Annotated in this window: 23 protein-coding genes and 1 other RNA gene; 17 read left to right on the forward strand and 7 right to left on the reverse strand. The window is 63.5% G+C overall.

Annotated elements, in window-relative coordinates; genetic code table 11:
• Position 1 precedes the first annotated feature (1 nt).
• The 8 genes from fliG to ACP154_RS01960 all read left to right on the forward strand — a co-directional run bounded on the left by fliG (position 2) and on the right by ACP154_RS01960 (position 7,967).
• A complete protein-coding gene (gene fliG, locus ACP154_RS01925) occupies positions 2 to 1,039 on the forward strand; it encodes a flagellar motor switch protein FliG (RefSeq protein ID WP_107711425.1) in 1,038 nt (345 codons plus the stop codon).
• A 15-nt stretch (positions 1,040 to 1,054) separates the two neighbouring features.
• Positions 1,055 to 1,723, forward strand: coding sequence for a FliH/SctL family protein (locus ACP154_RS01930; protein ID WP_107711426.1), 669 nt, complete (start codon positions 1,055 to 1,057; stop codon positions 1,721 to 1,723).
• Between the two features lie 84 nt (positions 1,724 to 1,807).
• Positions 1,808 to 2,113: a flagellar motor switch protein FliN gene (gene fliN / locus ACP154_RS01935; RefSeq protein ID WP_421861410.1), complete on the forward strand. Its 306-nt coding sequence runs from the start codon at positions 1,808 to 1,810 to the stop codon at positions 2,111 to 2,113.
• A gap of 31 nt (positions 2,114 to 2,144) precedes the next feature.
• Positions 2,145 to 3,509: a sigma-54-dependent transcriptional regulator gene (locus ACP154_RS01940; protein ID WP_107711428.1), complete on the forward strand. Its 1,365-nt coding sequence runs from the start codon at positions 2,145 to 2,147 to the stop codon at positions 3,507 to 3,509.
• Between the two features lie 143 nt (positions 3,510 to 3,652).
• Positions 3,653 to 5,761, forward strand: a complete 2,109-nt coding sequence (flhA, locus tag ACP154_RS01945; protein WP_107711429.1) for a flagellar biosynthesis protein FlhA — start codon at positions 3,653 to 3,655, stop codon at positions 5,759 to 5,761.
• Positions 5,762 to 5,787: 26 nt separating this feature from the next.
• Positions 5,788 to 6,771: a flagellar biosynthesis-like protein (FlhF) gene (locus tag ACP154_RS01950; RefSeq protein ID WP_107711430.1), complete on the forward strand. Its 984-nt coding sequence runs from the start codon at positions 5,788 to 5,790 to the stop codon at positions 6,769 to 6,771.
• On the forward strand, positions 6,768 to 7,571 hold the full coding sequence (locus tag ACP154_RS01955) for an AAA family ATPase (RefSeq protein WP_421857346.1): 804 nt from the start codon (positions 6,768 to 6,770) through the stop codon (positions 7,569 to 7,571). The genes ACP154_RS01950 and ACP154_RS01955 overlap by 4 nt, the downstream gene beginning before the upstream one ends.
• A 69-nt stretch (positions 7,572 to 7,640) precedes the next feature.
• Positions 7,641 to 7,967, forward strand: coding sequence for a hypothetical protein (locus ACP154_RS01960; protein WP_107711432.1), 327 nt, complete (start codon positions 7,641 to 7,643; stop codon positions 7,965 to 7,967).
• A 185-nt stretch (positions 7,968 to 8,152) separates the two neighbouring features.
• Here the strand turns inward: ACP154_RS01960 and ACP154_RS01965 are convergent, their stop codons facing one another.
• Positions 8,153 to 8,875, reverse strand: a complete 723-nt coding sequence (locus ACP154_RS01965) for a c-type cytochrome (protein ID WP_421857344.1) — start codon at positions 8,873 to 8,875, stop codon at positions 8,153 to 8,155.
• 142 nt (positions 8,876 to 9,017) lie between these two features.
• Complete coding sequence (gene nudC / locus ACP154_RS01970) at positions 9,018 to 9,890, reverse strand: NAD(+) diphosphatase (protein WP_107711434.1); 873 nt, start codon at positions 9,888 to 9,890, stop codon at positions 9,018 to 9,020.
• 185 nt (positions 9,891 to 10,075) lie between these two features.
• On the opposite strand from nudC, the gene ACP154_RS01975 reads away from it, so the two are divergent.
• Positions 10,076 to 10,636: a carboxymuconolactone decarboxylase family protein gene (locus ACP154_RS01975; RefSeq protein WP_421857342.1), complete on the forward strand. Its 561-nt coding sequence runs from the start codon at positions 10,076 to 10,078 to the stop codon at positions 10,634 to 10,636.
• Positions 10,637 to 10,872: 236 nt separating this feature from the next.
• Complete coding sequence (locus tag ACP154_RS01980; RefSeq protein ID WP_158267807.1) at positions 10,873 to 11,391, forward strand: porin family protein; 519 nt, start codon at positions 10,873 to 10,875, stop codon at positions 11,389 to 11,391.
• Positions 11,392 to 11,455: 64 nt separating this feature from the next.
• Here the strand turns inward: ACP154_RS01980 and ACP154_RS01985 are convergent, their stop codons facing one another.
• Positions 11,456 to 12,550, reverse strand: coding sequence for a serine hydrolase domain-containing protein (locus ACP154_RS01985; RefSeq protein WP_421857340.1), 1,095 nt, complete (start codon positions 12,548 to 12,550; stop codon positions 11,456 to 11,458).
• 80 nt (positions 12,551 to 12,630) lie between these two features.
• On the opposite strand from ACP154_RS01985, the gene ACP154_RS01990 reads away from it, so the two are divergent.
• Both ACP154_RS01990 and ACP154_RS01995 read left to right on the forward strand, forming a co-directional pair.
• Entirely contained in the window at positions 12,631 to 13,176 is a 546-nt protein-coding gene (locus tag ACP154_RS01990; RefSeq protein ID WP_421857338.1) for a winged helix-turn-helix domain-containing protein, read from the forward strand.
• 92 nt (positions 13,177 to 13,268) lie between these two features.
• Positions 13,269 to 13,478 carry a hypothetical protein gene (locus ACP154_RS01995; RefSeq protein ID WP_421857336.1) on the forward strand — a complete coding sequence of 70 codons (210 nt, stop codon included), beginning with the start codon at positions 13,269 to 13,271 and terminating at the stop codon, positions 13,476 to 13,478.
• Here the strand turns inward: ACP154_RS01995 and ACP154_RS02000 are convergent.
• Together ACP154_RS02000 and ACP154_RS02005 are read right to left on the reverse strand one after the other, a co-directional pair.
• The gene (locus tag ACP154_RS02000; RefSeq protein WP_421857334.1) at positions 13,475 to 13,753 is read right to left on the reverse strand and encodes a hypothetical protein; all 279 of its coding nucleotides are present in this window, start codon (positions 13,751 to 13,753) and stop codon (positions 13,475 to 13,477) included. The genes ACP154_RS01995 and ACP154_RS02000 overlap by 4 nt on opposite strands.
• Before the next feature lie 214 nt (positions 13,754 to 13,967).
• The gene (locus ACP154_RS02005) at positions 13,968 to 14,693 is read right to left on the reverse strand and encodes a helix-turn-helix transcriptional regulator (RefSeq protein WP_421857332.1); all 726 of its coding nucleotides are present in this window, start codon (positions 14,691 to 14,693) and stop codon (positions 13,968 to 13,970) included.
• A gap of 222 nt (positions 14,694 to 14,915) precedes the next feature.
• Here ACP154_RS02005 and ffs point away from each other — a divergent pair.
• The 5 genes from ffs to ACP154_RS02030 all read left to right on the forward strand — a co-directional run bounded on the left by ffs (position 14,916) and on the right by ACP154_RS02030 (position 19,361).
• An RNA gene (gene ffs, locus ACP154_RS02010) (signal recognition particle sRNA small type) lies at positions 14,916 to 15,012 on the forward strand.
• Positions 15,013 to 15,089: 77 nt separating this feature from the next.
• On the forward strand, positions 15,090 to 16,862 hold the full coding sequence (locus tag ACP154_RS02015; protein ID WP_421857330.1) for a DNA polymerase III subunit gamma/tau: 1,773 nt from the start codon (positions 15,090 to 15,092) through the stop codon (positions 16,860 to 16,862).
• Positions 16,859 to 17,203 (forward strand): YbaB/EbfC family nucleoid-associated protein, encoded by a 345-nt coding sequence (locus tag ACP154_RS02020; protein WP_421857328.1) that lies wholly within the window; start codon positions 16,859 to 16,861, stop codon positions 17,201 to 17,203. The genes ACP154_RS02015 and ACP154_RS02020 overlap by 4 nt, the downstream gene beginning before the upstream one ends.
• A 263-nt stretch (positions 17,204 to 17,466) precedes the next feature.
• Positions 17,467 to 18,063, forward strand: coding sequence for a recombination mediator RecR (recR, locus tag ACP154_RS02025; RefSeq protein WP_421857326.1), 597 nt, complete (start codon positions 17,467 to 17,469; stop codon positions 18,061 to 18,063).
• Positions 18,064 to 18,356: 293 nt separating this feature from the next.
• Positions 18,357 to 19,361 (forward strand): alpha/beta hydrolase, encoded by a 1,005-nt coding sequence (locus tag ACP154_RS02030; protein ID WP_421857324.1) that lies wholly within the window; start codon positions 18,357 to 18,359, stop codon positions 19,359 to 19,361.
• Here ACP154_RS02030 and ACP154_RS02035 read toward each other — a convergent pair whose 3' ends face one another.
• Both ACP154_RS02035 and ACP154_RS02040 read right to left on the reverse strand, forming a co-directional pair.
• Complete coding sequence (locus tag ACP154_RS02035) at positions 19,362 to 20,375, reverse strand: sensor domain-containing diguanylate cyclase (RefSeq protein WP_421857322.1); 1,014 nt, start codon at positions 20,373 to 20,375, stop codon at positions 19,362 to 19,364.
• Positions 20,376 to 20,469: 94 nt separating this feature from the next.
• Positions 20,470 to 21,252 carry a C40 family peptidase gene (locus ACP154_RS02040; RefSeq protein ID WP_421857320.1) on the reverse strand — a complete coding sequence of 261 codons (783 nt, stop codon included), beginning with the start codon at positions 21,250 to 21,252 and terminating at the stop codon, positions 20,470 to 20,472.
• Position 21,253: the final 1 nt, after the last annotated feature.

Genomic DNA, 21,253 nt, shown 5'->3' on the forward strand with positions numbered 1-21,253 from the left:
GATGTCTGACGCTCCAGCCCCTCGCGGTCGTAAAGTCGACGACCCCAAAAATATGACCGGCGCCGAAAAGGCGGCGGTGATCTTGCTCGCTCTGGGCGATGAACAGCGCCAGCTGTGGGAGATGATGGATGACGAGGAAATCCGCGTCGTCTCCCAGGCCATGGTCAATCTGGGCAATGTGACCTCCGGCGCCGTCGAAAAACTGATCATGGAGTTTGTCGGCTCCATGTCCTCGACCGGCTCGATCACGGGGTCTGTGGATCAGGCGCAGCGCCTTCTGTCCTCCTTCCTGCCCGAGGACAAGGTCGACCAGATCATGGAAGAGCTGCGCGGTCCCGCCGGCCGGACCATGTGGGACAAGCTCGCCAATGTGAACGAGGTGGTTCTAGCGAACTATCTCAAGAACGAATACCCGCAGACCGTTTCCGTGGTGCTCTCCAAGGTGCGCCCCGACCACGCTTCGCGCGTGCTGGCCGCCCTGCCTGAAGACTTCGCCATGGAAGTTGTGACCCGGATGCTGCGCATGGAGCCGGTGCAGCGCGAGATCGTCGAAAAGATCGAGGAGACCCTGCGCTCTGAATTCATGAGCAATCTGGCGCGCACGTCCAAGCAGGACAGCCATGAGCTGATGGCGGACATCTTCAACAATTTCGATCGCCAGACCGAAAACCGCTTCCTGGCGTCGCTGGAAGAGCGCAATCGCGACTCCGCCGAGAAAATCCGCTCGCTGATGTTCGTGTTCGAGGACCTGGGCAAGCTCGACCCCCAAGGCGTGCAGACCCTGCTGCGCGGCGTACCGAAAGACCAGCTGGGCCTGGCGCTCAAGGGCGCGTCGGACACGCTGCGCGACCTGTTCTTCTCCAACATGTCCGAGCGCGCCGCGAAAATCCTGCGCGAGGACATGGCTTCCATGGGTCCGGTGCGCCTGAAGGATGTGGATGGCGCGCAGCAAAACATGGTCAACCAGGCCAAAGACCTCGCCGCCAAGGGCGAAATCCTGCTGTCAGAAGGCGGCGGCGAAGATGAACTCATTTACTAGGGAGGCCGAAGCGGCGTGACGGACGGCTTCAGAAAATTCGACTTTGACCGGGAATTCGCTCCGGACGGCCGCATTCTGCGAGAAGGCGACACGTTCAAGCGCGTCTATACCGAAGAGGAAATGCAGATGGTGGCCGAACAGGCCGCCGAAGCCGCCCGTCAGGTCGCCGAGATTGAAGCCCAGGAAGCCGCCGCCGAGGCCGCCGGCCAGGTCGTGCATCAGGTCAGCGCGCTGCTTGGCCGCATGCAGGCGGAATCAGAAGCCATGCGCGAAGACGCGGCGCGCCTGGCGCTGGCGGCGGCTCGCATCATCGCCGGCGCGGCGCTGGAGCAGTATGGCGAAGACACGCTGAAAGCCTGCATCACCGAAGCCCTGTCTGATTTGCGGGGCGAGCCGCGCATCGCCGTCCGGGTCAACCCGAGCCTGTCGGACGCGCTGGCCGAAGTGATGGAAGGCGAAGCCGCCCAGCGCGGCATGGAAGGCGCGCTGATCGTGCGCGCCGACGCCGACATCGCGCGCACGGACTGCGTGCTGGAATGGCGCTCGGGCGCCATTGAACGCACCACCCAAGACATTGAAGCCCGCATCGAGCAAGCCGTGAAAAACTGGCTCGCCCAGCCCCTTGAGGCCGATGCGGACGCCACCCCCGATCAGGCCGCCCTGGGCGGTCAAGCCCAGGCCTGAAGGAGCTAAGCCATGAGTGATGACGATCTGAACCTTCCCGATCTGTCTGACGATCCGGCCGGCGTGGACCCCGACCCGACGCCCATGGGCGAACCGACCGCAGGCGCCGCCCAGTCGCTGATCGACGAGGAAGTGCGCACGGCGGTGGACCTGGCGCCGGTCTTTGACGTGCCGGTGAACATTTCCGCTGTGCTGGGCAAGGCGCATGTGGATGTGAACTCGCTGCTGCGCCTGACCTCGGGCTCGGTGCTGGAGCTTGATCGTAAGGTCGGCGAAGCCATCGATATCTATGTGAACTCACGCCTGGTGGCGCGTGGCGAGGTCGTCGTCGTGGACGACCGGCTGGGCGTGACCATGACTGAAATCATCAAGGACGGGGACACCGGCTGACCCCGGCCGCCCATAGGAAAGGAAACGAACGATGCGCGTTCTGATCGTTGGAAGCCTGGGCGGCCAGTTGTCCGCCGCCACGAAAATCGCCATGGACCGCGGCGCCAAGGTCGCCCATGTGGACACTATCGAGCAGGCCACCGGTTATCTGCGCGCCGGCAAGGGCGCCGACATCCTGATGGTCGACGTCAATCTCGATGTCGGCAGCCTGATCGCCGCCAACGAGGCGGAGCGCATCATTGTTCCGGTCATCGCGTGCGGCGTGAATGTGCGTCCTGAAGCGGCCGCCGGCGCCATCAAGGCCGGGGCCAAGGAATTCATCCATCTGCCGCCTGATCCCGAGTTGATCGCAGCGGTTCTGGAAGCGGTGTCTGACGATGACCGCACCCTGATCGCCCGTGACCCGCTGATGCTGGACGTGGTGCGTCTGGCCGATCAGATCGGCCCGTCCGACGCCTCGGTTCTGATCACCGGCGAAAGCGGCGTGGGTAAAGAGGTCATGGCCCGCTATGTCCACAAGAAATCCAAACGCGCCTCCAAAGCCTTCGTCTCGGTGAACTGCGCCGCGATCCCTGAAAACCTTCTGGAATCCGAACTCTTTGGCCATGAGAAAGGCGCCTTTACCGGCGCCCTGGCCCGGCGGATCGGCAAGTTTGAAGAAGCCGATGGCGGCACGCTGCTGCTCGACGAGATCAGCGAAATGGATGTGCGCCTGCAGGCCAAGCTGCTGCGCGCCCTGCAAGAGCGCGAGATCGACCGGGTCGGCGGCTCAAAGCCCGTGAAGGTCAATATCCGGGTGCTGGCCACCTCCAACCGCGATCTGCGCGAAGCGGTGCGCGACGGCAGCTTCCGGGAAGACCTGCTGTTTCGCCTGAATGTGGTGAACCTCGCCATTCCGCCGCTGCGCGACCGTCCTGAAGACACGCTGGCGCTGGCCGATCACTTCTTGAAGAAATACGCCAAGGCCAATGGCGTCGACTATCGCCCGCTGTCAGACGCCGCGAAGACCCAGGTCGTCGCCCGCGCCTGGAACGGCAATGTGCGAGAGCTTGAAAACGCCATGCACCGTGCGGTTCTGCTGGCCAGCGGCGCGCAGATCGAGCCTGAAGCCATTCGCCTGCCCGACGGCTCGCCCCTGCCCGCCAGCGCCGCCGGATCATCCGTGGCGCGTCAGGCGGCCCAGGCCGCTGACGAGGCGATCAATCTGGTGGGCAAGACCGTGGCGGAAGTGGAGAAAGACCTCATCCTCGACACGCTTGATCATTGTCTGGGCAACCGCACCCACGCCGCAAACATTCTGGGGATTTCCATCCGCACCCTGCGCAACAAGCTCAAGCTCTATGGCGAACAGGGCGAGGATGTCCCCGCACCCGGCGAATCCCGGTTCGCGGGATGATGTCCGCCTGGGCTCTCGTCCGCTCATCAGCGCGTGAGGACGACGCGCGACGCTCTTTTGAGCGGTCGAGAATCCGGGCACTCAGACTAATGGCGAGCGCAGAATCGCGCCTCGCTTCACCTTTGCCAGAACGGGCCTGATCCATGGCTGACGCCAACGCCTCATCCCAAACCGGTTTCGATTTCGGCCAGATCGCCAAACGGCTGGCGCGGGGCGATATCGCCATGGGCCTTGGGGTTCTGGGCCTTCTGGTCATGCTGATCCTGCCGCTTCCGAAAGCCCTGCTGGACGTGATGCTGGCAGTGTCGATGAGCTTTTCCGTGCTCATCCTGATGACGGCGCTCTTCATCAAATCCCCGCTGGAGTTCACCGCCTTCCCGGCCATCTTGCTGGTCGCCACGATGCTACGGCTGGGGCTGAACGTGGCATCGACGCGCCTGATCCTGTCTGAGGGTCAGAACGGCACCGGGGCGGCGGGCGACATTATCGAGGCCTTTGGCGGCTTTGTGATGCAGGGCAACTTCGTCATCGGCATCATCGTCTTCATCATCCTGGTGATCGTGAACTTCGTCGTCATCACCAAGGGGTCGGGCCGGATCGCGGAAGTCGCCGCCCGCTTCACCCTGGACGCCATGCCCGGCAAGCAGATGGCGATCGACGCCGATCTGTCCTCGGGCCTGATCAATGAAGACGAGGCGCGCAAGCGCCGTAAGGAACTTGAAGAACAATCAAACTTCTTCGGGGCCATGGACGGCGCCAGCAAGTTCGTGCGCGGCGACGCCATGGCCGGCATTCTGATCACCTCGATCAACCTGATCGGCGGCATGATCATCGGCGTCGCCCAGTCGGGCATGGATTTCGGCTCGGCGGCGAGCACCTTCTCCTCGCTGACCATCGGCGACGGTCTGGTCTCCCAAATTCCGGCGCTGATCGTGTCGCTGGCCGCCGGTCTTCTGGTCTCCAAGGCCGGTGTGGACGGCGCAGCGGAAGAAGCCGTGTTCGGTCAGCTTTCAGCCAATCCCGCCGCCATGGGCATGGTGTCAGGCACCTCGCTCGCCATCGGCTTGCTGCCCGGCATGCCGCTGATCCCGTTTGCGCTGATGGCGGCGGGGTCAGGCGGACTGGCCTGGATCAGCGCGCAGAAACGCGAAAAAGCGGTGGTGACCGAAGCCGCCGAAGCGGTCGCCCAGGAAGCCGCCGAAGCGCCCGATCCGCAAGACGCCCCGATCGAGGACACGCTGCATATCGACGAGCTGAAAATCGAGCTCGGCTACGCCTTGCTGCCGCTGATCAATGATGTGGAAGGCCGCCGCCTGACCGATCAGATCAAGGCGCTGCGTCGCAATCTGGCCCAAGATAGCGGCTTCGTGCTGCCCAGCGTCCGCATTGTCGACAACATGCAGATGCCCGGCGAACAGTATGTGCTGCGCGTCAAGGAGATGGAGGCCGGGGTCGGCGAACTGAAGATCAACCAGATCCTCGCCATGAACCCGTCCGGCGCCCAGGTCGACCTGCCCGGAACCCATGTCAAGGAGCCCGCCTTCGGCTTGCCCGCCACCTGGATCGACGAAGCCAATCGCGAGGAAGCCACCTTCCGCGGCTACACGCTGGTGGACCCCGCCGCCGTTCTGGTCACCCATCTGACCGAGATTCTGCGGGACAACATGTCAGAACTCCTGAGCTATGCGGAGACTGAAAACCTGCTCGACGCGCTGTCGCCCCAGCACAAGAAACTGCTGGACGAGGTCACCCCGGGCCAGGTCACCCGCGCGGGCATTCAACGGGTCTTGCAAAACCTTCTGAAAGAGCGCGTCTCGATACGCGACCTCGCCGCCATCGTCGAAGGCGTGGCCGAAGCGTCAGGCGCGACCAATAATCTCGACGCCATCACCGAGCATGTGCGCAGCCGTCTGGCGCGCCAGATCTGCTACGCCAATCGCGGCCCGGACGGCAATCTGCCGGTCCTGTCGCTGAGCCCGCAATGGGAGCAGGCCTTCGCCGAGGCGCTGATCGGAGAGGGCGAACGCCGTCAGCTCGCCCTCGCGCCCAGCAAGCTGCGGGAGTTTGTCGAAGTGGTGCGCGCCGCCTTTGATCGCGCCGGCATGAGCGGTGATGTGCCGGTTATGCTGACCAGCCCCCATGTGCGCCCCTATGTGCGCTCGCTGACCGAACGCTTCCGCCCCCAGACGGTGGTGATGAGCCAGAATGAAATTCACCCCAGCGCCCGGCTCAAGACCGTTGGCCAGATCTAGTCGCTGACTAAAGGAGAAATGGCGCGATGCGCCTGCGCACTTTCACAGGACAGACCCTGAGCACCGTCATGGAGCAAGTGCGCCATGAGCTGGGCCCGGATGCGGTGATCATCTCCACCGCAGACGCCCCCGAGGGCGGGGTGGAAGTGCGCGCGGCCGCTGAACGCGGCGCGGTTCACGCCAAGGGCGAGACGCCGGAAACCGCTTTGGCGCGCCGCGATCAGGCGCGCACCCAGGCGCGGGGCGAAACCGATGAAGGCCTGACGAAGATCGCCCGCGCGCTGGGCTGGCACCTGCCGCCCGAACGCGCCTCCGAAGCGCTGATGGACAGCGCCATGGCGCTTGAGGACGGGGAAGCCACAGCCACCCTCGCCCGGGCTCTGGATCAGCGCTATGGCGTGCATCCGCTGGAACCTGATCCGGGGCGTCCGGTGCTTCTGGCGGGACCGCCGGGGTCGGGCAAGTCCTCCGCCCTCGCCAAACTCGCCGCACGCGCTGTCACCCAAGGCCATGCGCCCATGCTGATCAGCGCTGACAGCCGCGCCGGCTCCGCCGAACAGATGACCGCCTATGCCGACGCGCTCGATCTGCCGTTTGAAGGCGTGACCGGGCCGCGTGAATTACGGTCCTTGCTGGAATCAAGCGCCGCCGGCCCTGTGCTGATTGATGTGGCGGGGCTGAACCCGTTTGATCTTGACCAGCTTGATGATCTGGCGGCGCTCGCGGACGCGGCCGACGGGGAGATCGTCGCCGTGCTGGATGCGGGCATGACGCCGGGCGACGCCGAAGACGCCGCCGCCCTGTTCAGCTCGATCGGCGCCGGCCGCGTGATCGCCACCAAGCTCGACATTGCGCGCCGACTGGGCGCCTTGCTGGCGTTTGGAGAGGCGGGGCTGGCCTACGCCCAGATTTCCGCCTCGCCCTATATTGGCGACGGCCTGGCGCCCGCTACCGCGCTGCGCCTGTCCAGATTGCTATTGGAAGACCCCGGAGAGGAGCTCCCGGCATGACCAATTTCGCCACAGACGCCAGCCTGGCGCTCAGCGCGCCGCGACAGGCCGGACCGTTGCTCGCCATTGCGTCCGGCAAGGGCGGGGTGGGCAAGACCACCCTCGCTATCGCCATGGCGCACGCCTTCGCCCGCCGCGGGCAACGCAGCCTGCTGGTGGACGCGGATCTGGGCATGGCCAATGTGGATGTACAATTGGGCGTCAGCGCCGCCAGTGATCTGGCCTCTGTGGTGGCCGGTGATCTGAGCCTGGCGGAAGCAGTGAATTGCGTTGGTGAAGGCAGTTTTGATCTGATCGCCGGCCCATCAGGTTCTGCGGCGCTCGCCGGGCTCGACCTCGAAAACGTCAACCGGCTGGCGGCCGGAGTGACAGCGGCCTCCATGGCCTATGACCGCACCTTGATCGATCTCGCCGCCGGGGCCGAACGCTCCACCATTCGCCTCGCCGCCGCAGCCGATGACGTGCTGATCGTCATCAATGACGAGCCAACCTCGCTCACGGACGCCTATGCCTTCGTGAAAACCCTGCGCATGCGCGATGAAGGCGCCTGCCCGTTCGTGGTGGTCAACAACGCCCCCGACCCCGCCGCCGCTCAAAACGCCTATCTAGGTTTCGCCAAGACCTGTGAGAGCTTTCTGGGGTTCCGGCCGCCGCTGGCGGGCATTGTGCGCCGCGATCCGCATGTGCCCCAGGCGATTCGCGCCCAGGTAATGCTGGAATCGCGCTATCCGGCGTCTGACGCCGCCTCTGACATCGCCAAGCTCGTCAGGGCGCTGGAGCATGGCGTCGCCGTCAAGTAAGCTGTCTGCGCCCTGGGGGGCGTCGTAGACTACACATGCCTCAATCAGAGGCTGGCGAAGGGGGAGCGCATGGCGGGCAATGACGCCTGGAGCCTGTTATGGGCGGGTTTCACATTCTTTGATCTGTCCTTCATCCTCATGGCGGGGATTGTGGCGGCCCTGGCCATGCGACGCTGGGGACAGCTGACCGGCGCGGCCCTGATCGCCTATGCGATCGATGTGCTGTTGCGTTTCTCGCTGGAGTATATGAGCGCGGGAGACATGCCGGCCAATTTCGCCTTGGACCTCGCCTTCGCCCGGATGGACATGCACGCCCTGTCCGCCGCGCTGCGCCCCTTCTTGTATTTCGGGGCCATCGCCATCCTGTTCGGCGTCAAGAAACGCTATGGCGGCTAGGGCCGCCGCGCGCCTGCATCCGAAACCCACCGCTGGCTCATACTGTCCAGACGCACTGCGCCGCCGGGGCGCAGGCCCCGTGTGGCGCGCCTGAATGTTCATCCCTCTTTTGAGCTTTACGCAGCAACAAAAAGGGCGCGTCCAACCGGACGCGCCCTTTTCAAGGATGCTTTATGCGCAGTCGCTTACAGCTCTGCGTCGCCTTCCGGCTGCGGCTCAGCAGGCGCGTCGACTTCAATGTCGACATCGTCCATCTCCTCGATGGAGGCTTCCGCCTCATCCAGGGTATCGACCATCTCAGCGTCAGCAGCCGTTTCGCCCTCGCCCATGCCAGCCTCGTCGGTCGGAGTGGCGAGCGGCTCCGGCAGCGCCAGATCCGAGCTACCCTGCTCACGCATATAGGCGATCAGATTGATGCGATCTTCCTGGTCGCGCAGACCGGCGAAGCTCATCGCCGTTCCCGGAATGTAGCGGCGCGGGCTTTCCAGGAAGTTGTACATGTTCTCGTACATCCAGGCGCTGACCGTCTCGCCATATTCTTCCATGGCGCCGGAATAGTTGAAGCCATCCACGGCTGCGACCTCACGACCCATCACGCCCCACATATGGGGGCCGGTGCCGTCGGCCATGCCTGAGTCGAAAGAGTGACAGCTGGCGCAGCGACGCGCCACGCGTTCCCCCGCGGAGATGTCCGCGCTGGCGAGCAGAACGCCGAAATCAACCGGACCTTCCACTTCTTCCTCGGCGGGCCCGCTGGCGCCCTCGAGGGCGGCGAGATCCACCGGATAGCCGAACTCTTCTGGCAGTTCGGCGTTGAACAAGCTGTCGCTCAGCGTGGTCAGCCCCAGAATGACAAGGGCGACCGCCAGGAGAGCAGCAGCCAGTTTATTGAAGAAAAGAGAGCCCATGAGCGTCCTCACCGATCCCTATTGAGACAAATGGAGTGTGCGCGGTGTTTGGCATGCTCCGTCGAAAGAGGCAACCAGTTCACACCGCTTCGAAAGGTATTGCCCAGCTCATTTTGACAAGCGCGACAGGGCGTCGCACTTCTCAGACCGAGTCGGCTGTGAGCCATCTTTCTATCAGCATGCGCGCAATTGAGAAGTGCGGCGGCATCATTCGGCCTGTTTCAGCATTGAAAAGCGCGCGCACATCATCGCGGGTGAACCAGCGCGCATCCTCCAGATCATCATCAGGCACAAGCGTTCCCGGCTCCGCCTCCGCCATCAGCCCGATCATCAGCTGGGACGGGAAGGGCCAGGGCTGGCTGGCCACATACTCCACAGACGTCACCTTGAGATGGACCTCTTCCGCGACTTCGCGCACGCACGCCGCTTCAATGGTCTCGCCAGGCTCCATGAACCCCGCCAGGGTGGAATACAGACCTTCAGGCCAGTTCGGCTGTCGACCCAGCACGCACTGATCACCTGCATGCACCAGCATGATGACGCTGGGATTGACCCGCGGAAAGTGTTCGGTCCCGCAGCTGGGACAAACCCGCTTGGACCCCGCATCCGCCAGGTCCGTGCTCGCGCCGCAATTGGAACAGAACAAATGCTCGGCATGCCACATCAACAGCGAGCGCGCGCGCCCCAGAATGCTGGCCATTTCAGGCGTCGCATTCGCGGCGCTATGGCGAAAGTCGGGACCTTTGCCCGCCACGCCGCGTTCCAGCGAGGCGGCGAACCAGGGCTGACCGTCGAGCACGCCGATAAAGATCAATCCGGGCGGTTTCAGCGGCAAACGCGCCGCGTATTTCGCGCGCATGATCAGCGGCCCGCCCTCATCATTCTGAGCGAGATCGCCGCCGGCGAATAAAACAGCCTGCGCCTTGCGGTCGGCAAGCTGACTGTCGATCCAGTCCGGATTGGACCGAAGCAATCCCGCGTGATCGAGCGCGGCGTCCGTAAAGGTCAGTGTCATGGCGGGTTTCTAGCGCGCATCAACTGCGCTCCGCCAGCCCAAACAGGCCAATTCTCTCTCGCAATTGCGTGAAGTCGTGTTGATCGGTCAGAGGCTTTCGTCCACCCCGGCCCTCTCCCATTTGGGGGGCGTCACACCGACCCGCGCCGCCTGAAGCGACGCTGCCCCCCCTGATGGAGAGCTCCATGACCGACTTTACCCTCTATGATGAAACCAACGCCCCCGAAGCCGCCCGTCCGGTTCTGAACACCGCCAAAGGCGCCTTCGGTTTTGTGCCAAACCTTCTGGGCACGCTGGCGGAAAGCCCGGCCGCAGCCGAAGCCTATCTGACCCTCGCCGGCATTGTGGACAAGACCAGCCTGAGCCCGGCCGAGCGCCAGATCGTGCTGCTGACCGTGTCTTATGAAAACACCTGCCATTACTGCATGGCGGCGCACTCCACCCTGGCGGGCGGCGCTGGCGTCGATGCGGCGACCCTTGACGCCCTGCGCTCTGGCGCACCCTTGCCGGATGCGCGTCTGGACGCGCTGGCGCAGTTCGCCCGCACACTGGTGCAAAAGCGCGGCTACGCCAGCGAGGCCGACATCAAGGCCTTCCTGGACGCCGGCTTCACCAAGGCGAACATTTTCGACGTCATCACCGCCACCGCGCTGAAAACCATTTCCAACTACGCCAACCACATCGCCGAAACGCCGGTCGATGACGCGTTCAAGCCGCAAACCTGGACCAAGTCGGCCGCCGCCTGAGCCTTGCCGAAACGTTAACACGGTTGAGCCGTGACGGAATTCTGACGGGGTTTCGTCACGGCCTCGCCATGCTTCGCCACCGCTTCGTCACAGTGCGTCGCCTAAGTGCAACACTGCGTATTTCCACGCATTTTCACCCTCATCTCACCTCTTGTAAGACCGGCGTACGAGGCGCAGCTATAGGCGCGGGCTGGGCTACGAACCACGATCAAAAGCGTCACAGAAAGACAAAAACCATGCAAAAGACGATCCTCCTCTCCACCGCCGCCGCCCTGCTGATCGCTGGCGGCGCATCCGCGCAAGACTCCCAATGGCATCTGGGCGCGGGCTACACCTATTTCGACGCCTCTGACGTCGAGCTGGACGTGATCAATGTCCGCGGCGGCTACGACATTACCGAGTATTTCGGTGTCGAAGGTGAACTGCTGGTCGGCCTGGAAGACGAAGACTATTCCTTCGGCGGCGTTCCGGCTGAAGTCGGCCTTGACTATGGCCTCGGCATCTTCGCCAAGGCGCAATATCCGCTGGCCGAGCAGGTCTCTGTCTATGGCCGCGCCGGCTATGCCTATCACGAATTTGACGCCTCACTTGCAAACGCCAGCTTTGATGACAGCTCGGACGCGTTTGCGTTCGGCGGCGGTCTGGAATGGACGGTGTCTGGTCCTAACGCCGTGCGTCTGGACTACACCCGTTATGAGTATGATGGCGACGGCGACGCCGACGCCTTCTCCATCGGCTATGTGCGCCGCTTCTAAGCGATCCGCACTGTCGACACCTGAACGGGCGCGGCCAGTTGGCCGCGCCCGTTTTGCATGCCGCCTAGCGCGCTTCAAACCAGGCGGCGCTCAGGCGCTGTTCCACCCGATCCGCCGTCACCTCCCACTGATTGGAGAGTGCGACCAGCGTCAGCCCTTCATCGGCATAACTGCGCCAATGAGCATTGAACCGGCGTGAGCCGCCATTATGCCAGTAGATCCGCCCGCGCTCGGCGTGATCCTCGACCACCAGCCCATAGCCATAATAGGAGCGGCCCGCCTCATCCTCAGCCTGATACGGCTGATGGGCGCGCGCGACGGCGCCAGCCGTGGTCAGCTCGCCCGCCGCGTAGGCCAGACGCCAGGCCATCAGCTCGTGCGCGCTGGACGCCAGGCCGCCATTGCCGATCAGGTTCCAGCCGGGCGGATGCCCGCCCCAGGATGCGTCGTCCAGGGCCTGGCCATCCTCGAAAATGATCATCTGATCGCGGTCTGCGGCTTCTGCATATCCGGTGGCGGTCAGCTCCGCCCGCGCCAGATATGAGCTCAGCAAAGCCTCGTAATCCTGGCCGGTCAGCGCTTCGAGCATTTGCGCCACGAGGGAATAGCCCAGATTGGAATAGTCATAGCCCTCACCAGGTTCAAAGCGCAGTTCGGTCTGATAGAGGCGGGCGCGTTGGGTCTCGGCGTCAATTGCTTCGGCGTCATCGCCCACCCCATCCACAAGCCCCGCGCTATGGGTGAGCAGCTGATGCACGGTGAGGCCGTCAAAAGGCGCTGGCGCATCCTCAAACACATCCCCGAAGCGTGTGTCGGGCGCCAGCACGCCCTGTTCAATCAGGTCAGCGGCGACCATCCCGGTCAGCGTTTTGGTGATCGAGGCGATATCGAACTGGGTGTGAAGATCAATCGGGCGGCCCTGAGCCGGGTCGGCGAGACCGGCCGCCTCGCTCCAGATGATTTCACCTTGAAAGGCGACGATCACAGCCCCGGTGAAGCCGTCCTCCACCAGCGCTTCGAATTGCGTCTGCAGACGGGCTTGAACAGACTCAAACTGGGCGTGCGGACGGGTTTGGACGTCCGTGCCGAGGTCAGCGCCAACCGCGACCGCAGGCAAGCCCGCCAGGGCCGTGAGCGACAGGATAAGATTTTTAATCATCAGAGGCTTTCCTTGAGATAGAACAGGGCTGGCTTACTCTTGCGCGCCTTTCACAGACCTGACGAAAACCTGACCGAAACATGTCGACGCCCAACGCTCTTGCTCCTCTACGCCGGTTTCAGCTGGGCGCTGCGGTCTGTGATCTGGATGAGAACACCCTCATGCGCGATGGGGTCAGCCTCAGGCTGGAGCCGCGGCTGGCGGGTCTTCTGAGCGTGCTGGCCCAACAGCCCGGAGATACGATCAGTCGCTCTGATCTTCTCGCTCTGGTCTGGGATGAAGATGGCAGCGACGAAGCCCTGACCCAGGCGGTCTCGCGCCTGCGGCGCGGGCTGGGTGACAAGACGCTGATCAAGACCGTGCCACGCATCGGCTATCAGCTGACCCAGGCGCCGCGTCCGATCGGACCCGAGGCTCCCCGCTGGTCAGCAGCTCGCCGCACCCAGCAGCTGGCGGCCCGGATCATGCGACACCGCAGCGTCTTGATGGCGCTGGCCGCGGGCCTGACCGGAGCTGTCATTGCGTTGAGTGTGATGCGGCCTGACCCTGTGCTTGAGCAAGAGTTCGAGATCGAAAACGTTCAGCACGGCGATGTCGAATTCTTTCCCCAAGGCGAGACGCCCTGACCTGCGACATGATCGCCCTGGCGAAGCTCAGGGCTGGACAAGCCCGGCGACACTCTTAAGAATGAGAATGGTTCGCAAATAGGAGAGTCGCCATGACCAGCGCCGTTCTGGAATTTTCAAACGCCCACCGGATCCCGAACGCACCGTCCGTCACCGATTGGCTCGACAGTCAGGCGCGCGTCGTCGATATCTGGATTGATCGGCTGGTGGCGCAAGGCGGCGATGTCAGCCTGATCGCTGTGCTCGATCAGCACGCCGCGTTCTTGCGCGAGGCGCTGGAGCGCAGCTCGGACCGCGTCTAGGCGGCCGAGCTGATCAGCTCCGCGTAGAAATCGTTCTCGAGATCCATCTGCGCGACCAGGTCTTCGCGTCCACTGAGTTTCACAGCATCGCGGAAGGCGGAATAGACCAGACGATCAGACAGGCTCATCTCACGCTCGGCCTCGCCTTGTGCGCGGACCCTGGACCAGCGCCAGATCGCCAGCTTCAGGGCGATGCTGTCCCAGTCAGACGCTTTTTGCGCGCTGACAGCCGGCAAGAGATGCGCCAGATCAGGATTTTGGCCTTCCAATTTCATCTGCTTGAATTGCTCAAACACAAATTGGATGAACTCATGATCTTCCAAACACACACTCCGATGCAGACCGCTGGCGAGACTTCGCTGGAGGCGCGGGTATAGTTAAATCTGACTGGAGGTCATGTCCCGTAATTCAGGGACCAATAGGGGCGAAGCGGCCCTAATGGGCGCACATTTTCGCCTCAAAGACGCAAGGCAAGTGAGGGGAAAGCGGTTAAAGCGTTATCAAACCGGCTCTTAGAGATTTAAGCACAGCAGCGATCCGGTTTGAAGCCCCCAATTTGCCGAAAGCGCGTCGCATCACCGTATCCACGGTGTGAGGCGAAATGCCCAGAATGTCGGCGATCACCGCATTGCTTTTGCCGCGCGCCAGCCAGTGCAGCACCTCGACCTCTCGTTCGGATAAATGCGGCGGCGTCAGCGCCTGGCGTTTTTGCAGCGTCAGTGTCCGGGCGTAAAGCTCGTTACAGGCATGCTGAAGGCATCGGCAATCCATCGCCGACAGATCAAAGGGCGCACTATACCGGCCACACGCCACATAGGCGGCCAGACCCGCAGGCCCGAAAACGGGCGTGGTCAGACCATCAACGAACCCGCTTTCACGCAACAGATCAAAAATGCGCTGACTGAAACGCGTGCTGGGCGTGGTCTGCTCCACTTCAAACCAGAACTGGGGATGCAGCGCCATCGCCGCCCGGCTGGTCACCGGATCGTGCTCGAACAGACGCTCGGCCTGATACGCGTCCTTCATCAGATCAGGAAACGTATTGTACTCGAACTGATTGTCGGCGTCAGACGCTTCAAACGGGCTGGGCAGAATCTGGTAACCAATCGCTTCAACCCCCAGCGTTTCGGCATACTGCTCAAACAGGTGACAGAGCGCGTCGATGCTTGTCGCCTCAGCGCTGAGCGCCATGAAATCCAAGAGCGTCACCGCCATCATCACACCCCGTTCACAAGGTTATGATGATAGAACGCACGTAAAGATGGCAAGGGCGCAGATCGCCCACGCGCTTCTGCAGCCCGGTCTGTTGCGCATCCCCTCCCGCCTGACCAAAAGACCGGGTTCGGCTGAGCACTCTGACAGGGTCGCGCCGGCGAGCTGTGGACATCTGCCCGCGCGTCTTGCGTTTGCCCGCCTCAATCGCGATATTGCTCACAGGAAGGCCGGCGGCGGACGAGCCCCTCGCCAACCCGGTCAGGTCCGGAAGGAAGCAGCCGTAACGAGTTTCGGTTCGGGTCGCCGTCCGGTCTTCCGCCGTCTTCCGCGTCAGTTTATCTTCCGCAGCCCCCAAACCCTGGGCGCGCGGCCCCGCGCGAAGGACTTTCTCCTGTGATGGATGATCCCACTTCCGACGCGCCTGAGTCAGAACCGACAGAGGCCTATGACGGCCCGGCTTTGCCCGGACTTGAGCCTGAACCGCCCCAGGATGACCCCGGCTATCAGGTGCTGGCGCGCAAATATCGCCCCCAGACCTTTGACGATCTGATCGGCCAGGAGCCGATGGTGCGAACGCTGACCAATGCGTTCACCTCGGGCCGTATCGCCCACGCCTATATGATGACGGGCGTGCGCGGGGTGGGCAAAACCACCACGGCGCGCCTGATCGCGCGGGCGCTGAACTATGACACCGACAGCGTCCATCAGCCTTCCATCACGCTCACCCCGCCAGGCCGGCATTGCGACGCCATTGCGCGCTCGGCTCATGTGGATGTGATGGAGATGGACGCCGCGTCCCGCACCGGCATCTCTGATATTCGCGAAATTCTCGACGGCGTGCGCTATGCGCCCGTCAGCGCGCGCTACAAGGTCTACATCATTGACGAGGTGCACATGCTGTCCACCTCGGCCTTTAACGCGCTTCTGAAAACGCTCGAGGAACCGCCCGAGCATGTGAAGTTCATCTTCGCCACCACTGAAATCCGCAAAGTGCCGGTGACGGTGCTGTCGCGCTGCCAGCGCTTTGACCTCAAGCGGGTGGATCGCGAGGCTCTGACCGATCATCTGGCGCGCATCTGCGAGAAAGAGGACGCCAGCATTGAGCGGGACGGCCTCTCCGCCATCGCCCGCGCCGCCGAAGGCTCGGTGCGCGATGCGCTGTCCCTGCTCGATCAGGCGATTGTCCAGGCTAATGCCGGCGAGAGCGTCACCGCCCAGCAGATCCGTGACATGCTCGGCCTCGCCGATCGCTCGCGCGTGCTGGACCTTCTGGAGGCCGCGCTTGAAAACCGCGCCAAGGACGCGCTCGACGAGCTGCGCCACCAGTATGATTCAGGCGCGGACCCGCAAGTTCTGATGCGCGATCTACTCGATCATCTGCACGCGGTCAGCCGCATCAAGGCGGCGGGCAAGGACGCCGATCTGGGCGAGGCGCAGGAAACCGTGGACCGGCTGGCGAAACTCGCCGACGCCCACTCCCTCGCCTCTCTGGGACGGCTTTGGAAAACCACGCTGACCGGGCTGGAGGATGTGCGCAACGCGCCCGATCCGGTGTCTGCGGCGGAAATGGCGGTGATCCGTCTGATGGCGGCGGCGAGCCTGCCAAGCCCTGAAGACGCCGCGCGCCTTCTGGCCGGGATTCCCCCGTCAGGCGGTGGCGCAAACCCTAAGACCGGTCCGGGGGGCGAGGCGCCGTCCGGACCGCACGCCGCTCACACCCCGCCGCCTGAGCCGGAGCCCGAGCCTGTCGGTCCCAAAGATCTCGACGCGCTGATGGTGATGATCGACGCCGCGCGCGATATCGGGCTCAAGCTTGATGTGGAGCGCTGCTTCCGGCCCGTGTCGATGAAGCCCGGCGCCATTGTCTTTGAGCCCACCGAAAACGCCCCCAGCAATCTGGGCGGACGCATCGCCGCCTTCTTGCAAGAGCAGACCGGCGAACGCTGGCTGGTGGATTCAAAACCCAAAACCAAGGGCGGCGAAACCATCGCGGAGCGGCGCGCGCGCGAACATGAAGAGCGCATGGACGCCATCCGGCGCGACCCGGCCATGATCAAGGCGCTGACCTTGTTTCCGGGCGCGGAGATCCTCACTGTTGACGAGGCGCCGTCCCTCCCCACATCTGAGGATGACGATCAAGACACAGCGCGGCAGGAGAACTCGCGATGAAAGACCTTGGCGGGCTGATGAAGAAAGCCCAGGAAATGCAGGCCAAGATGGCCGAGGCGCAAGAGCGCCTGGAGGCGCTGGAAGTCACCGGCGAGGCCGGCGCGGGTCTGGTGAAACTTACCCTCACCGCCAAGGGCGAAATGCGCGGGCTTGAGATCGACAAATCCGTCATCGATCCCGACGACCCCGCCATCCTCGAAGACCTGATCAAGGCCGCCCATAACGACGCCAAGCGCAAGGCCGACAAAGCCCAAGCCGACGCCATGAGCGACGCCACAAAAGGGCTGGGCCTGCCGCCGGGGATCGACCTGCCGTTCGGGACCAAGCCGGGACCGTTTTAGGTTAAGACAGCTATCCCCTCCGCCTCTTTCCCGGCGAAGGCCGGGATCCAGAGCCGGACACGCAGCGCTCGATGATCTCTGGGCCCCGGCTGGAGTTTATCCTCAACTCGATTGGGGGCCGGGGAAGAGAAGTGAGAATACCTCACACCCTGTCATCCTATGGATAAGCGGGTGAATGACAGTGAGAGCGCTAGAGCTTTCACTTGGTGCGCCTTCCCCACCGCCCTACCCTCACCCCCGTGATTCCCTGCGTTGAGGCCGTCATGTCCGCTGGTCCTGAAATCGAGCGTCTGATCCAGCTCCTCTCCAAGCTGCCCGGTCTGGGGCCGCGCTCGGCGCGGCGCGCCTCGCTGTCCTTGTTGCAAAAGCGCGAGCAATTGATGATGCCGCTGGCGGACGCTCTGGCCGAGGCGGCGGACAAGATCAGCGCCTGCTCGATCTGCGGCAATCTTGATGTCACAGATCCCTGCGCGGTGTGCAGCGACCCGCGCCGCGATGACAGCGTCATCTGCGTGGTGGAGACCGTGGGCGATCTGTGGGCGCTGGAGCGCGCAGGGGCGTTCAAGGGCCGCTATCATGTGCTGGGCGGGGTGCTTTCCGCGCTGGATGGCGTGGGGCCGGAAGACCTCAGTGTGGCGGGGCTGATCGAGCGGGCGGGCCGTGAGGAGGTGAAAGAGATCATCCTGGCGCTCAACGCCACCGTGGATGGCCAGACCACCGCCCACTTCCTCGCTGACAAGCTGGCGGAAGCCAGCGTGGACATCACCTCTCTGGCGCGCGGCGTGCCCGTGGGCGGCGAGCTTGATTATCTCGACGACGGCACGCTGACGGCAGCGTTCCGGTCGCGCCGTCCGGCCTAGGGTCTTCAGCTTCACTCTCTTTCCCCGCGCATGCGGGGACCCAGAGCTGGATGCGCAGCGTCCTACGGTCTCTGGGCCCCGGCCTTCGCCGGGGAAGAGAAGTTTTGTGGACTGAAACCCCGGCCGAGCGCAGCGCAGAGCCGGGGCCTCTCTCAGGACGAGACGCTTTAGGCGGAGGGAGGTCCCGGGTCTTCGCAGCGCTTGCGCGGGAATTCATCAATATGAGAGCCTGAACTCCCCCTTGATCTTGGCGGCCAATCCGCCTGTCATGGCGCTCCAGCCAAGGAGCCCTCATGACCCGTCGCACCGACCACCCTGCCGGAACCCTGACCCGCATCACCGTTCAGTCAAAACTGCTGGACGGCAATTTTCTGGGCGACCCGACCGAGCGGGTCATTGATGTCTATACGCCGCACGGCCATGACGGGGCCGGCCTGCCGCTGCTGGTGGATCTGGCGGGCTATACCGGGTCGGGGCTGAGCCATTCCGCGTGGAAGAATTTCGGCGAGAACCTGCCTGAGCGCCTCGACCGGCTGATCGGGGACGGAACGCTGCCGCCGGTCGTGGTGGCCATGCCCGATTGCTTCACCCGGCTCGGGGGCAACCAGTATATCAACTCATCGGTCATGGGCCCGTGGGAGGATATCCTGATCAGCGAGTTCGTGCCCGCGGTCGAGGCGCAGTTTCAATGCGGCGGAACAGGCAAGCGCGGCGTCTTCGGCAAGAGCTCGGGCGGGTATGGCGCGATCGTTCATGCCCTCAAGCACACTGATTTTTGGGCGGCGGCGGCGTGTCATTCCGGCGATATGGCGTTTGAGCTGTGCTATGCGCGCGACTTTCCCGCCGCTTTGCGCGCCATCGCCAGGCATGGCTCGGTCGAGGCGTTCATCGCCCAGCTTGAAACCAGCGAAAAGCCCAAGGGCGATGATATTCACGCCCTGATGACCTTCGCCATGGCCGCGACCTATGATCCGGACCCCGGCCAGCCCTTCGGCGTGCGCTTGCCGGTCACGCTCGACACCTGCGAGCGCCTTGAGGATTTGTGGTCAAACTGGCTGGCCTGGGATCCGCTGACCCTGGTGGAGACCCATCATGCCGGGCTCAACTCTCTGAAAGCGCTGTTTATTGATTGCGGCGATATCGACCAGTACGACCTAGTTTATGGCGCGCGTCGCCTGCACCGGCGGCTTGAAGCGCTGGGCGTGAAGCACCGCTATGAGGAATTCCCCGACACCCATTCCGGCATTGATTACCGCATGGATGTCAGCCTGCCCTATCTGGCCAAAGCGCTCGTTTGATCAGGCGCTGTCAGGATAGATATTGGCGGCCACCTGGCCCACTTCCAGCCGGTTGCGACCGCCCTCCTTGGCCCGATAAAGCGCCCGATCCGCCAGTTCGATCAGATCGTCTGGCGACAGCGAGTACGAGAATAGCGGCGCGACGCCGAAACTGGCGCTGACCCGGACCTCGTCGCCATTGGGCGCAGTCAGGCGGATGGCTTCGATGGCGCGGCGGCAGCGTTCGGCGGCGACCACAGCCTGATCAAGCGCGCATTCGGTGAACAAGAGCACGAATTCCTCGCCGCCCAAACGGCCAAGCTTGGAGCCGGCCCGGACATGCTCCAGACAGGTGTTGACTACGGTCTGGATCACCAGATCGCCAAAGGCGTGACCATAGGTGTCGTTGATGCGCTTGAATTTATCGATATCAAACAAGGCGATCGACAGAAGGTTGGCGTTGCGGGCCGCACGCTGGATCTCTTCTTCGACCGTCATCATCCAGTAGCGGCGCGACATCACCCCGGTCAGGGAGTCCGTGCCGGCCTGAAGGCGCAGTTCAAGTTCATCCACCACCAGCTTGGCGAATTTGGTGAGCAGCCTGATTTCATGGTCGGCGAAATCGCGCGGCTTGGTGTCGATCGCGCACAGCGTGCCGATCTGATAGCCGTCAGGGGACACCAGCGGCACGCCCGCATAGGCCTTGATGTGCGGCTCGCCTGTCACCAGCGGATTATCGGCAAAGCGCGGATCCGCAGAGGCGTCCGGCACAATCAGCGGCTCGGTCTGCTGAATGGCGTAGTTGCAAAACGCGGTGTCCCGCGCGCTTTCACACACGCTCACCCCCCGACGCGCCTTGAACCATTGCCGGTCAGCGTCCAGCAAAGTCACCGCGCTGATCGGCGTCTCCAGAAGGTCCTCGATCAGGGAGACGATGGTCTCAAACGGACGTTCCGGACCCGTATCCAGAACCTGATAGCGGTGCAACGCCGCAAGACGCCCCGGTTCATCACCCAGTTTCACTTCGCCGAACAAAGACGTCTCCTACATCCATACAGTCCTGGAAGACACTGCTGGACTATGACAGACGCGATTTGATCAAGCTTTAATCAACAGGATAAACGAAGCCCTAGCCCAGGCGATATATCCCGCTCAGGGGCGCGTGATTGAAGGCGATCCGGCGCGCGGCGCGGGACAGGTTCTCAGCCACGGTCATCATGTGGTGACCATTGGCGTGCAGCAAGGTTTCGGGGTCCGTCATCACACCCACATGCCCCGGCCAGAACACCAGATCGCCGCGCTTGAGGCCGCTGAAATCCTCGGTCAGCGCCACCGCTGCGCCATGCGCTTTCGCCCAGGCTTCCTGCGGTCCGGAATCGCGCGGGATGAAGCGCCCGGCTGCTTCCATGGCGGTCTGGATCAGCCCCGAACAATCCAGCCCCAGGCTTTCCTTGCCCCCCCACAGATAAGGCGTGTGCACAAACCGCTCGGCGACGGCGACCCAGTCGGGCTCGACCTCATCCCCCACCGCGCGCAAATGCCCGTCAAACACCCAGCCCATGCGCTGGGCTTCGATGAACCGCCCGTCGCGGCGTGCGCCGACGATCTTGGCGTTCATCGAGATCAGGCAGACCGGCGCGCTTTTCAGGTCGGGTTCTGAATAGACATAGGTGCGCAGCGCTTTCACGGTGTGGGTCGGGATCAGGGCGGGGGCGGACAGCGTCGCCATGTCCACCCAGCCTTCATAGCCGTCAAGCGAGGCCACGCCCCGGCCCCAACCGTTCGCCTCTTCCACCACGTCAAAGGCTTCGCCCGCGAGCAGCTGGGTGTCCATCGGGCCGTCATCTTGCGGCGTGCGCCGCAAGGCGGAGACCCCGGCTGTGACCTGATAGACCGTGGAGGCGGCGCTCATG

Source organism: Oceanicaulis sp., assembly GCF_965249665.1.
Lineage (GTDB): Bacteria > Pseudomonadota > Alphaproteobacteria > Caulobacterales > Maricaulaceae > Oceanicaulis.

Excerpts from the sequence above, each read along its gene's own strand:
- fliG (WP_107711425.1), top strand. The coding sequence starts at position 2 with ATGTCTGACGCTCCAGCCCCTCGCGGTCGTAAAGTCGACGACCCCAAA.
- fliN (WP_421861410.1), top strand. The coding sequence starts at position 1,808 with ATGGGCGAACCGACCGCAGGCGCCGCCCAGTCGCTGATCGACGAGGAA.
- ACP154_RS01940 (WP_107711428.1), top strand. The coding sequence starts at position 2,145 with ATGCGCGTTCTGATCGTTGGAAGCCTGGGCGGCCAGTTGTCCGCCGCC.
- flhA (WP_107711429.1), top strand. The coding sequence starts at position 3,653 with ATGGCTGACGCCAACGCCTCATCCCAAACCGGTTTCGATTTCGGCCAG.
- ACP154_RS01950 (WP_107711430.1), top strand. The coding sequence starts at position 5,788 with ATGCGCCTGCGCACTTTCACAGGACAGACCCTGAGCACCGTCATGGAG.
- ACP154_RS01955 (WP_421857346.1), top strand. The coding sequence starts at position 6,768 with ATGACCAATTTCGCCACAGACGCCAGCCTGGCGCTCAGCGCGCCGCGA.
- ACP154_RS01960 (WP_107711432.1), top strand. The coding sequence starts at position 7,641 with ATGGCGGGCAATGACGCCTGGAGCCTGTTATGGGCGGGTTTCACATTC.
- ACP154_RS01965 (WP_421857344.1), bottom strand. The coding sequence starts at position 8,875 with ATGGGCTCTCTTTTCTTCAATAAACTGGCTGCTGCTCTCCTGGCGGTC.
- nudC (WP_107711434.1), bottom strand. The coding sequence starts at position 9,890 with ATGACACTGACCTTTACGGACGCCGCGCTCGATCACGCGGGATTGCTT.
- ACP154_RS01975 (WP_421857342.1), top strand. The coding sequence starts at position 10,076 with ATGACCGACTTTACCCTCTATGATGAAACCAACGCCCCCGAAGCCGCC.
- ACP154_RS01980 (WP_158267807.1), top strand. The coding sequence starts at position 10,873 with ATGCAAAAGACGATCCTCCTCTCCACCGCCGCCGCCCTGCTGATCGCT.
- ACP154_RS01985 (WP_421857340.1), bottom strand. The coding sequence starts at position 12,550 with ATGATTAAAAATCTTATCCTGTCGCTCACGGCCCTGGCGGGCTTGCCT.
- ACP154_RS01990 (WP_421857338.1), top strand. The coding sequence starts at position 12,631 with ATGTCGACGCCCAACGCTCTTGCTCCTCTACGCCGGTTTCAGCTGGGC.
- ACP154_RS01995 (WP_421857336.1), top strand. The coding sequence starts at position 13,269 with ATGACCAGCGCCGTTCTGGAATTTTCAAACGCCCACCGGATCCCGAAC.
- ACP154_RS02000 (WP_421857334.1), bottom strand. The coding sequence starts at position 13,753 with ATGAAATTGGAAGGCCAAAATCCTGATCTGGCGCATCTCTTGCCGGCT.
- ACP154_RS02005 (WP_421857332.1), bottom strand. The coding sequence starts at position 14,693 with ATGGCGGTGACGCTCTTGGATTTCATGGCGCTCAGCGCTGAGGCGACA.
- ACP154_RS02015 (WP_421857330.1), top strand. The coding sequence starts at position 15,090 with ATGGATGATCCCACTTCCGACGCGCCTGAGTCAGAACCGACAGAGGCC.
- ACP154_RS02020 (WP_421857328.1), top strand. The coding sequence starts at position 16,859 with ATGAAAGACCTTGGCGGGCTGATGAAGAAAGCCCAGGAAATGCAGGCC.
- recR (WP_421857326.1), top strand. The coding sequence starts at position 17,467 with ATGTCCGCTGGTCCTGAAATCGAGCGTCTGATCCAGCTCCTCTCCAAG.
- ACP154_RS02030 (WP_421857324.1), top strand. The coding sequence starts at position 18,357 with ATGACCCGTCGCACCGACCACCCTGCCGGAACCCTGACCCGCATCACC.
- ACP154_RS02040 (WP_421857320.1), bottom strand. The coding sequence starts at position 21,252 with ATGAGCGCCGCCTCCACGGTCTATCAGGTCACAGCCGGGGTCTCCGCC.